Source organism: Arthrobacter sp. SAFR-179 (assembly GCF_059414945.1).
In genome coordinates this window covers 1-10801 of the sequence record NZ_JBPFDM010000021.1, presented here as the reverse complement: position 1 = coordinate 10801, position 10801 = coordinate 1, and the positions used below count along the sequence as shown (strand labels likewise).

Annotated in this window: 9 protein-coding genes and 3 riboswitches; of the genes, 6 read left to right on the top strand and 3 right to left on the bottom strand. The window is 65.8% G+C overall.

Features of this window, described 5'->3' with window-relative positions; genetic code table 11:
* The coding region (locus tag ACR65K_RS20555) for an HNH endonuclease signature motif containing protein (protein ID WP_440154731.1) at positions 1 to 421 on the top strand (421 nt) is incomplete at its 5' end.
* Between the two features lie 21 nt (positions 422 to 442).
* On the opposite strand, the gene ACR65K_RS20550 is transcribed toward ACR65K_RS20555, so the two are convergent.
* The 3 genes from ACR65K_RS20550 to cycA form a co-directional block, all read right to left on the bottom strand.
* Positions 443 to 1192, bottom strand: coding sequence for a LamB/YcsF family protein (locus ACR65K_RS20550; RefSeq protein WP_440154730.1), 750 nt, complete (start codon positions 1190 to 1192; stop codon positions 443 to 445).
* On the bottom strand, positions 1176 to 1976 hold the full coding sequence (locus ACR65K_RS20545) for a hypothetical protein (protein ID WP_440154734.1): 801 nt from the start codon (positions 1974 to 1976) through the stop codon (positions 1176 to 1178). The genes ACR65K_RS20550 and ACR65K_RS20545 overlap by 17 nt, the downstream gene beginning before the upstream one ends.
* 244 nt (positions 1977 to 2220) lie before the next feature.
* Complete coding sequence (gene cycA, locus ACR65K_RS20540; RefSeq protein WP_440154729.1) at positions 2221 to 3762, bottom strand: D-serine/D-alanine/glycine transporter; 1542 nt, start codon at positions 3760 to 3762, stop codon at positions 2221 to 2223.
* 50 nt (positions 3763 to 3812) lie between these two features.
* Positions 3813 to 3909, bottom strand: a riboswitch (glycine riboswitch).
* Positions 3910 to 4007, bottom strand: a riboswitch (glycine riboswitch).
* Positions 4008 to 4298: 291 nt separating this feature from the next.
* A riboswitch (glycine riboswitch) is annotated at positions 4299 to 4399 on the top strand.
* Positions 4400 to 4559: 160 nt separating this feature from the next.
* On the opposite strand from cycA, the gene gcvP reads away from it, so the two are divergent.
* The 5 genes from gcvP to ACR65K_RS20515 form a co-directional block, all read left to right on the top strand.
* Entirely contained in the window at positions 4560 to 7433 is a 2874-nt protein-coding gene (gcvP, locus tag ACR65K_RS20535) for an aminomethyl-transferring glycine dehydrogenase (protein ID WP_440154728.1), read from the top strand.
* 9 nt (positions 7434 to 7442) lie between these two features.
* Positions 7443 to 8579 (top strand): glycine cleavage system aminomethyltransferase GcvT, encoded by a 1137-nt coding sequence (gcvT, locus tag ACR65K_RS20530; protein ID WP_440154727.1) that lies wholly within the window; start codon positions 7443 to 7445, stop codon positions 8577 to 8579.
* Between the two features lie 32 nt (positions 8580 to 8611).
* Complete coding sequence (gene gcvH / locus ACR65K_RS20525) at positions 8612 to 8995, top strand: glycine cleavage system protein GcvH (protein WP_043451773.1); 384 nt, start codon at positions 8612 to 8614, stop codon at positions 8993 to 8995.
* A complete protein-coding gene (glyA, locus tag ACR65K_RS20520; protein ID WP_440154726.1) occupies positions 8992 to 10320 on the top strand; it encodes a serine hydroxymethyltransferase in 1329 nt (442 codons plus the stop codon). Before gcvH ends, glyA begins: the two co-directional genes overlap by 4 nt.
* Before the next feature lie 389 nt (positions 10321 to 10709).
* Positions 10710 to 10801, top strand: a 92-nt coding sequence (locus tag ACR65K_RS20515) for a serine dehydratase beta chain (RefSeq protein WP_440154732.1), incomplete at its 3' end; no start/stop codon positions are given.

Sequence of the window (10801 nt, the reverse complement as noted above, 5' to 3'; positions counted from 1 at the left end):
CGGCAAATGCACCTTCCCCGGCTGCAGCAACCACACCCCGGACAACGACACCGACCACCTCACCGCCTGGGAACACGCCGGCCGAACAGACGTCCGAAACCTAGCGCAGCTCTGCCCAAAACACCACCGGCTCAAACACGCCCGGCCATGGATCCCCGACCCCGCCACCCACAACGGACCGCCAGGCTGGACCTCACCCACCGGCCGACACTACAAACCCGAACACCCCGACCACGAACCAACCCAGTGGCCACCGGGCATCATGCCGGTGTCCGCCGGGACCCCTTGCATGGAAGCCTGCCCGGACGACCTCCCGCAGTGGGAACCGGACGACGACCAACTCATTGACCTCAACGACCTGTCACCAGAGGATCCGGTGTGGGCGGAATTCTTCACCAAACCGTTCGTGCTGTCAGGTTGATGCCGGCCTGTCATCGCGGTCCTACGCGAAGGGCTCCAGTACTACCCCTGCAGCTTCGAGTCCTGACCTGATCCTGGCTGCCATCTCTACCGCCGCGGGGCTCCCGCCCTGAAGACGCAGTGAGTCCGGCCGGAGGGCTACCACCGTGCCGTCCGCAGCCACCAGTTCACCTTGCGTGGCCAGGCGGACGGCCCGCTCAACCACGGCGTCGACGTCAGGAAGGACTGCATTTTCGTCGGAGAGCGGCACCAGGCTGCCGTCAGGGAGGTAGGCGCGGTCGGCGAAGGCCTCGACGAAGACCGGGTGCCCTGCTTCTTTGGCCTGCTTCAGCAGCTCCGAGCCCGGGAAGCCCAGGAACGGAAGGCCTGGATCGTAGGCGTTTACTGCCGCGACAACGGCCGAGGCCTGCTCGGCGTCGTGGACCGTGGTCTCGTACAGCGCTCCGTGCAGCTTCACGTAGTCCACGGAGGCACCCACGGCGTGCGCCACGCCGTCGAGCGCGCCAAGTTGGTACAGCACGTCACCGAAAAGCTCGTCGAAGCTCATCCCCAGCATGCGGCGCCCGTAGCCGGCCAGATCCCGGTAGCCCAGGTGCGCGCCGACGGTGACATCAAGTTCGTATGCCGCCCTGCAGCTGTCGAGCATGGTGACGGGGTCGCCTGCGTGGAGGCCACAGGCTACGTTGGCGCTGGTGGCCAGCTGGAACATCGCCGGATCGCCGCCCGCGGTCCAGGAGCCGAATGATTGGCCTACGTCAGCGTTGAGATCCAAATGTGTTGCCTTCCAGCGTCAGGTTGTCCGGCCCGGCGGCGGCATTCAGCTCCCCGGGGATGGTGTCCGGCATCGGCCCGAACGCCTCCCGGGCGTTCTTGGCCACCGCACGGCCCATCACGAGGTTACCGGCTCCGCCGACAACCGCCCCTATGCCGAACGGGAGGGCCCTGCCGAACAGTGCAGTTCCCTGGCGCTTAAGCAGGTTTTTGAGGAAGGCATGCTGGATCCGCTTCCGCACGCTGCCGAATCCCGGCCCCACCATTGACTTTGAAAGCGCGTTGCCCCAGGTGTTGGTGGGCCCTCCGGATGCCTGGCCACTGAGTGTGCCCAGCAGGGCCGTGCCCTCCTCGCCAAGCATGATGGCCATGACCATGGTGCCGGCCTTTTCCGGATTGGTCAGGCGGATGCCGTGGAGTTCAGCCAGCGAGGTGGCGTAAAGGGCTGTTGCTTCCAGGAAACCAACGGTGGCGGCGGCCGAAAGTCCCAGCGACGCCACGGTTCCAACACCGGGGACGACGGCGGTGGCACCCACCAGGGCACCCCCGCCGGCCACGGCCCGCAGGTAGTCGCGCTCTGCGATCTCCGCCAGCTGGGCAGCGGTGGCACGTGGATGCTTCTTCTGGAGCCGGCGGATGTAGCCAACCACCAGGGGCCGTTGGATCTGCACTGCCTTCATGAGCATGTTGTGGACCCCGGGCTTTGGCTTGCCCTCGGAATCGAACATTGCATTGTGGGCGGTTTCCTGTGCGATGCGTACTGCTGGGTTGCTGCGCCGGGCCATGGTCACCTTCATTCAAATCGACCTGCAGCGGTAAGCTGCCGTGCTCATTCCATCCTATGTGGACAAACACTAAGCATGCTTAACTTTCCTGGCCGCAGGTCCACGGCTCCGCAGCTCCAGCTCCGGACCGGACCGGGCTGATGCTGCGGCAGAATCATGCAGTTCCTGCCGCAGCATCAAAGCGGGAAGTCATGGCCGCCAGGGCGTCTTGATCAACCCAGCACAGCTGCTGAACCGCCGACTGTCATTTCCTGGCCCGCTCAACCCCGCGCGCGGCCGGAGCGGAGTCCTGGCCTGCGGAGCGCCCGGCGGCAGCTTCATCGGCCCGGAGTTCAGCCCGGAAGACCTCGAAGCGGGCAAGGTGCGCCGGACGGCGGCGGAGGATGGCCCACGCCACGCCAAGGATGACGAACCAGATGGGTGTTACCAGCAGTGCAACGAGGGTGTCGGGCTGGGTGGTCAGGGCCCACAGGACGAAGGCGAAGAACGCGTAGACCACCCACACGGCCGGGATGCCACCGGGCATCTTGAACTTTGATGCCGCATGCAAGTGCGGCCGGCGGCGGCGGAAAGAGATGTAGCTGGCCAGGATGATCGACCAGACGAAGACGAAGCAGACGGCTGACACGGTGGTCACCATTTCAAAGGCCTTGCCAACGTCCTGGCCGGCATACATGAGTACGACGCCGGACAGCAGCAGGACGCAGGACAGGAACAGGGCGTTGCTGGGCACCTTCCTCGTGGACAGGCGGCCGAACATGCCTGGAGCGTCCCCTTCCTGGGCCAGGCCGAAGACCATGCGGGACGTGGAGTAGATGCCGGAGTTCGCGGAGGACATGGCCGAGGTGAGGACCACCAGATTGACCACTGTGGCCGCGGCGCCGAGGCCGGCCAGGGAGAACATGCCGATGAAGGGGCTGTGGCCTGCGGCGAACTGGGTCCACGGGGTGACGGCCATCAGGATGACCAGGGCGCCGACGTAGAACAGCAGCACGCGAACTGGGATGGCGTTGATGGCCTTGGGCAGCGTGCGCTCGGGATTCTTGGCCTCGGCGGCGGTGGTGCCCACCAGTTCGATCCCCACGAAGGCGAACACGGCGATCTGGAATCCGGCCACGAAGCCCATGAACTCGTTGGGGAAGAAGCCGCCATGGCTCCAAAGGTTGGTGAAGCTTGCCGTGCCCGCGTCGCTCTGGAAGCCGGTGAAGATCATGAAAAGGCCCACGATGATGAGGGCAGCGATGGCGATGATCTTGATGAGGGCGAACCAGAACTCGGTCTCGCCGAAAGCCTTGACCGTGGCGAGGTTCAACAGGAGCAGGATGCCCACCGTGGCCAGGCCCGGGATCCAAAGCGGAAGCCCCGGCCAGAGTTCCTTGGAGTAGCCGGCAATCGCGATCACGTCAGCAATTCCGGTGATCACCCAACAGAACCAGTACGTCCAGCCTGTGAAGAAACCTGCCCACGGCCCCAGGAGGTCGGCCGCGAAGTCACTGAAGGACTTGTAGTTCAGGTTGCTCAACAGCAGTTCACCCATGGCCCGCATGACGAAGAACAGCATGAAGCCGATGATCATGTACACGAAGATCACAGACGGGCCGGCCGCGGAGATGGTCTTGCCGGAGCCCATGAAAAGGCCGGTGCCGATCGCTCCGCCGATGGCGATGAGCTGGATGTGGCGGTTGGTGAGCTGCCGTTCAAGGTGGGGTGGCTCGCTGCGGGCGGGCGTGTTTGCGGCTTCGTTGCGCGCAGGTTCGCCGTTGGACGTGGGGGGATGAATCGCCATGAGGAACTCCATCGATAAAGCGGCATTTGGGTACCGCAAAAGATTTGGTTCCTCCCCGCTCTGTAGTGAACCTGAGAGTTTCCGCAGCCAAGGGCCGCTTGCACCGTCGGTGAGCCAGGAACTTGCCTGGCTGCTTTCCAGAGTTGCCTGTCCGCGGCGGTACGTGGGCCTGAGAGTTTCCTGGGGAGGATTTGCTCCTACGGCGCCTGCTGAATGTACCGGCAGGGCTCTCCCGCCGCAGGTCGAAGGCATGTTCAGTTGGAAGCCGCAGCCCCGGGGGCCGCGGCGGGTCCTGCATTTGGGATGGGCGCCGGCCGGTGGGCCGCTCCGGATAGGTTGAGCCGGCCACCGGCAGCACCAATCCCGGGGTTCAGTGTGGTGTCGGTCACGATCGAAAGTCAAACCTGCCGTGACACAAGCGGGACAGAATGGCCTTACAGGGCCGGATCCACCCGCAGCGGCGGCCGCCCGATTTGCCACGAGCCGCTAATCCCGATACCTTGTGAGCCGAATCACCCACATTTGAATAAGCCTTTCGAGCTGTGACGGGAGAGTCCTCCCGGCAAAACACCGGGCAGGCGCCGTAGGAGCAAATCCTCCCCAGGAATCTCTCAGGCCCACGTACCGTCACGGCGAGGCGACTCTGGAAAGCAACCGGGCTTCTGCCTGGTTCACCGACGGTGCAAGCGGCCCCCTGCCAAGAGCAGGCAACGCGGAATCTCTCAGGTCCAATACAGAGCGGGGAGGAACCCATCCCACGCCGTGCCACCTTTGGCCGGCCAGAACTGGAGTTCCTCATGACGATTCAATCGCATCCAACATCGTTTGTTGACCGCCATATCGGCGCGCGCCGCCAGGCCGACGTCGACACCATGCTCAAGGCCGTGGGCTACGACAGCGTGGACGGCCTCGTTGACATGGCCATCCCCGCGTCCATCCGTCAGGAAACTGCGCTCAGGCTGACCGACGCCCTCAGCGAGGTGGAGGTCCTGGCCGAACTCCGCCGGATCGCCGCCAGGAACAAGACCGCGGTCCAGATGATCGGCCAAGGCTACTACGACACCGTGACTCCGCCGGTGATCCGCCGCAACATCCTTGAGTCCCCGGCCTGGTACACCGCCTACACCCCGTACCAGCCGGAGATTTCCCAGGGCCGGCTGGAGGCGCTGCTGAACTTCCAGACCATGGTGCAGGACCTGACGGCCCTTCCCGTGGCCAACGCCTCCCTCCTCGACGAGGCTATGGCGGTGGCTGAAGCCGTGCTGCTGATGCGCCGGGCGAACAAGAACAAGGATGCCAAGGACGGCAAGACGGTGCTCGACGCCGATTGCCTCCCGCAGACCATCGCCATCGTGCTGGGCCGCGCGGAGGCGCTCGGCTTCGAGGTGCAGGTCGCCGATCTCTCCAGGGGCCTGCCCGAGGGTGACATCAACGGCGTGGTGCTGCAGCAGCCGGGTGTCTCCGGCCGGGTCTGGGACCAGTCCGCCGTCATCGCCGAGGCCAAGGAGCGTGGCGCGCTGGTGACCGTGGCCGCTGACCTGCTGGCCCTCACCCTCATCACCCCTCCCGGTGAACAGGGTGCCGACATCGCCGTCGGCTCCACCCAGCGTTTTGGCGTGCCGTTGTTCTTTGGGGGGCCGCACGCCGCCTACATGGCAGTCCGCAAGGGCATGGAACGGACCCTGCCCGGCAGGATCGTGGGTGTTTCAAAGGACAACGCCGGCGCGCCCGCCTACCGCCTGGCCCTGCAGACCCGCGAGCAGCACATCCGCCGCGAGAAGGCCACGTCCAACATCTGCACCGCCCAGGCGCTGCTTGCCATCGTGTCCTCCTTCTACGCCGTGTACCACGGGCCGGACGGGCTGAAGGCAATCGCCGAAAGCGTCCACCGCAAGGCCCGGGTACTGGCCACAACCCTCAGCTCCATGGGCCGCGAACTGGTCAGCGATTCCTTCTTCGACACGCTCACAGTCCACGTTCCGGGCAAGGCCGCCAAGGTCATCACCGCAGCCGAAGCCCGCGGCATCAACCTGCGCTTCATCGACGCGGACACCGTGGGCGTCTCCGTTGATGAGACGACGACGGCGGCAACACTGTCGGCCGTCGCCGTCGCCTTTGGTGCCGGTCCTGTGAGTGACGCCCAGGGGTTCGAGCTGCCCGAGTCAGTGCTGCGCACCTCCGACTACCTGCAGCACCCTGTGTTCAACACCCACCGGTCCGAAACCCAGCTGCTGCGCTACATCCGCCGCCTGTCGGATCGGGACCTGGCGCTGGACCGCACCATGATCCCGCTGGGCTCCTGCACCATGAAGCTGAACGCCACCGCCGAGATGGAGGCCATCTCCTGGCCTGAATTCGCATCGATCCACCCGTTCGCGCCCGATTCCCAGACTGCCGGCTGGCGTGAACTGATTTCCGGGCTGGAAGCCGACCTCGCCGAGATCACCGGCTACGACCAAGTGTCCATCCAGCCCAACGCCGGCTCCCAGGGTGAGCTCGCGGGCCTGCTGGCGATCCGCGGTTACCACCATTCCCGTGGGGACCAGCAGCGCAACGTCTGCCTGATTCCCGCATCGGCGCACGGCACCAACGCTGCGTCCGCCGTGCTGGCCGGGATGAAGGTCGTCGTCGTCGCCACCGCCGCGGACGGGACAATCGACCACGACGACCTCACGGCGAAGATCGAGGCCAACAAGGACGTCCTTTCGGCCATCATGATCACCTACCCGTCCACCCACGGCGTGTACGACGCCGACGTCCGCGAGGTCTGCGACGCCGTCCACGCCGCCGGCGGCCAGGTCTACGTTGACGGCGCCAACCTGAACGCCCTCGTTGGCCTGGCCCAGCCGGGCCAGTTCGGCGGCGACGTGTCCCACCTGAACCTGCACAAGACCTTCTGCATCCCGCACGGCGGCGGCGGCCCCGGTGTTGGGCCGGTTGCCGCCAAGGCGCACCTCGCGCCGTTCATGCCCGGCGATGCGAACAAGGCCGCCCACGAGGACGGGCACGGGGTTGCGATCTCCGCGTCCCGATTCGGCTCGGCAGGCGTGTTGCCCATTTCCTGGGCCTACGTGAAGCTCATGGGCGGCGAAGGCCTGACCGAGGCCACCAAATCCGCGCTGCTGGCAGCTAACTACGTCGCCTCACGCCTGAACGAGTTCTACCCCGTCCTGTACACGGGTGAAGGCGGGCTGGTGGCGCACGAGTGCATCCTGGACCTGCGCGAACTCACCGCCAGGACCGGTGTGACCGCCGAAGATGTGGCCAAGCGGCTCATCGACTTCGGCTTCCACGCCCCCACCCTGGCCTTTCCCGTCGCCGGAACCCTGATGGTGGAGCCCACCGAGTCCGAGGACCTGGCCGAGATCGACCGCTTCATAGAGGCCATGATCACCATCCACGGCGAGATCCAGCAGGTAGCCAACGGTGACTTCACCCTGGAGGCATCACCGGTGCGCAACGCCCCCCACACGGCGGCCGCCGTCGTCAGCTCCGACTGGGACCGCGCATACCCGCGCGAGCAGGCAGTCTTCCCCGTTGCCTCCCTGCGCCAGGACAAGTACTTCCCGCCCGTGGGCAGGATCGACGGCGCCGCCGGCGACCGGAACCTGATCTGCTCCTGCCCGCCCCTCGAAGCGTTCGAGGACAGCACAGCCGATTTTGAAAACTGAGGACTTCCAATGACTGAGAACTACACCGCGCTCTATGATCAGCACAAGAAAGCCGGGGCCTCCTTCACGGACTTCGGCGGCTGGCAGATGCCGCTCAAGTACGAGTCCGAGCTCGCCGAGCACCACGCCGTCCGCAACGCCGCCGGCCTGTTCGACCTCTCCCACATGGGCGAAGTCTGGGTGACCGGCCCCGATGCCGCCGCGTTCCTGGACTACGCCCTGGCCGGCAAACTGTCCGCGGTCGCCGTCGGAAAAGCGAAGTACTCGCTGATCTGCGATGCCGACGGCGGCATCATCGACGACCTCATCACCTACCGCCGCCCGTCCCCCGAAGAAGGCGTGGACAAGTACCTGGTGGTCCCCAACGCGGGCAACGCCGCGGTTGTGGCCAAGGAACTCCTGGAGCGCTCCGCCAACTTCGACGTCACCGTGAAGGACGCCTCCGCGAAGACCTCGCTGATCGCCGTGCAGGGACCGAATTCCGAGGAGATCCTCCTGAAGCTGGTCCCGGCCGAACGGCACGCACTGGTCCGGGAGTTGAAGTACTACGCCGCCGTCGAGGTGGACATCAACGGCCAGGACCTGCTGTTGGCCCGCACCGGCTACACGGGCGAGGACGGGTTCGAAATCTACGTTCCCAACGAGGACGCCGCCGGCCTGTGGGAAGCGCTGCTTGAAGTTGGCGCCGACCACGGGCTCATCCCCGCCGGCCTCGCCGCCCGCGACTCCCTCCGCCTCGAAGCAGGCATGCCGCTCTACGGCAACGAACTCTCCCGGCACGTGAACGCCTACGCGGCCGGCCTGGGTCCCGTGGTGTCGCTGGCCAAGGAAAGCGACTTCGTGGGGAAGGAGGCCCTGGCCGCCATCAAGGCTGCCGGAGTCGGTTCAACCATCGGGCAGAAGCTGGTGGGCCTCAAGGGCACCGGACGCCGCGCCGCCCGTGCCCACTACCCCGTCCTCAAGGACGGCAGCCTGGTGGGCGAAGTGACCTCCGGCCAGCCCTCCCCCACCCTCGGATACCCCGTGGCGATGGCCTACGTCGATGTCGAATTCGCTGAAGCCGGCACCGTCCTGGACATCGACCTCCGCGGCAAGCCCGAGCGCTTCGAAGTGGTCAACCTCCCGTTCTACAAGCGCCAAAAGTAATCCACCGCAGTTTTCAAACGTAAGGAAAAGTCATGAGCAAAGTTGTTTCTGAACTGAAGTACTCCGCCGAGCACGAGTGGGTTGCCGTTGACGGATCCGGCCCTGCGGGGATCGGGATTTCCGCCGTGGCTGCCGATGCCCTGGGTGACATCGTGTATGTTGACCTGCCCGAGGTGGGCTCCACCGTGACGGCCGGCGAAACCTGCGGCGAGGTGGAATCCACCAAGTCCGTCTCCGACCTCTACGCCCCCGTGACCGGTGAGGTCATCGAGATCAATGACGGTGTGGTCTCGGATCCCGCCCTGATCAACAGCGATCCCTATGGCGCCGGCTGGCTCTTCAAGGTGGCCGTTACCGAGGAAGGCCCGCTCATGTCGGCCGAGGAGTACGCAGCAGCGAACGGCGGCGAGCTGTGAGCGGGGCTGCATCGGCAGGGACCGTCGCCTTTGAGCAGGTAGTCTCCCCCAGCCTGAACGCCCACCTCGCCGATCTGGATCCGGAGATTGCAGCAAAGATCGACGACGAACTGGGCCGCCAGCGCGACGGCCTGGAGATGATCGCTTCCGAGAACCACACTGCCGCAGCAGTGATGCAGGCGCAGGGCTCCGTCTTGACCAACAAATACGCCGAAGGCTACCCGGGCAAGCGTTACTACGGCGGCTGTGAGCACGTCGACGTGATCGAGCAGCTGGCCATTGACCGGTTGAAGGCCCTGTTCGGAGCCGGGTTTGCGAATGTCCAGCCGCACTCCGGCGCGCAGGCCAACGCCTCGGTCATGCACGCACTGATCAAGCCGGGCGACACCATCATGGGCCTCAATCTGGCCCACGGCGGCCACCTGACCCACGGCATGCGGATCAACTTCTCCGGCAAGCTCTACAACGTGGTGCCGTACGGCGTCCGCGAGGACACCCACACGGTGGACATGGCCGAGGTGGAGCGCCTGGCCCAGGAGCACAAGCCGCAGCTGATCGTTGCCGGCTGGTCCGCCTATGCCCGCCAGCTCGACTTTGCCGAGTTCCGCCGCATCGCCGATTCCGTGGGCGCCTACCTCATGGTGGACATGGCGCACTTTGCCGGCCTGGTGGCCGCGGGCCTGCACCCGTCTCCTGTCCCGCACGCGCACGTCACCACATCCACCACGCACAAGACCCTCGCCGGTCCGCGCGGCGGCATCATCCTGACCAACGACGCCGACATCGCCAAGAAGATCAACTCGGCTGTGTTCCCCGGCCAGCAGGGCGGCCCGCTGGAACACGTGATCGCGGGCAAGGCCGTGGCGTTCAAGATCGCCGCGTCCGAAGAGTTCCGCGAACGGCAGGAACGCGTCCTGACCGGTGCCCGTATCCTGGCAGAACGGCTGGTCCAGCCCGACGTCACGGCCAAGGGCATCAGCGTTGTGTCCGGCGGTACGGATGTGCACCTGGTCCTCGTTGACCTGCGCAACTGCGACCTCGACGGGCAGCAGGCCGAAGACCGGCTCGCCGCCATCGACATCACCGTCAACCGCAACGCCGTCCCGTTCGACCCCCGCCCACCGATGGTCACCTCCGGCCTGCGCATCGGCACCCCCGCCCTGGCCACCCGTGGCTTCGGCGAGGATGCCTTCCGCGAGGTGGCGGACATCATCGCCGAGGCATTGATTGCCGACGTCGGCACGGACCTGTCCGGGCTCCGTCACCGCGTCGAAGCCCTGGCAAAGTCCCACCCGCTCTACGCGGGGATCTCACCACTGTCCTGAGCGTGGCTGGGTCCGGGACCGGCGGACCGGACATTTTCACGCGTGCTGCTCGTTCCTCGCTTTGACGCACGCTTTCGAAAAGTCCGGCTCCGCCGGCCCCTCGTGCCCACGTGGCCACGATGCATGGGGCCGGGCATACAGGAAGTGAGTGGACGCGGACTACGTGCGTCTTTCCTGCTCCCGTCCGGACGCGTCCGTGTGCGTTGCATGCTTGCCCTGTCGCCTGGGTGACGGGCGTTCGCGACTGGGCGGATTCCGGAGGCGGGCGTCTAAGGGAGCGTCACGTCCGCTCAGCGGGCGTCTACGTGACCGAGCCCGCGGAGGAATTCGGCCAGGCGCACCCAAACCCGGCCACGCACCCCATCAGAGTTTTCAGTAAGGATTTAGTTATGGCAGTCGGAGTCTTTGACCTGTTTTCGATCGGTATTGGGCCCTCCAGTTCGCATACTGTGGGGCCGATGCGGGCTGCTGCCGTTTTTGC

Excerpts from the sequence above, each read along its gene's own strand:
- ACR65K_RS20545 (WP_440154734.1), bottom strand. The coding sequence starts at position 1,976 with ATGGCCCGGCGCAGCAACCCAGCAGTACGCATCGCACAGGAAACCGCC.
- cycA (WP_440154729.1), bottom strand. The coding sequence starts at position 3,762 with ATGGCGATTCATCCCCCCACGTCCAACGGCGAACCTGCGCGCAACGAA.
- gcvP (WP_440154728.1), top strand. The coding sequence starts at position 4,560 with ATGACGATTCAATCGCATCCAACATCGTTTGTTGACCGCCATATCGGC.
- gcvT (WP_440154727.1), top strand. The coding sequence starts at position 7,443 with ATGACTGAGAACTACACCGCGCTCTATGATCAGCACAAGAAAGCCGGG.
- gcvH (WP_043451773.1), top strand. The coding sequence starts at position 8,612 with ATGAGCAAAGTTGTTTCTGAACTGAAGTACTCCGCCGAGCACGAGTGG.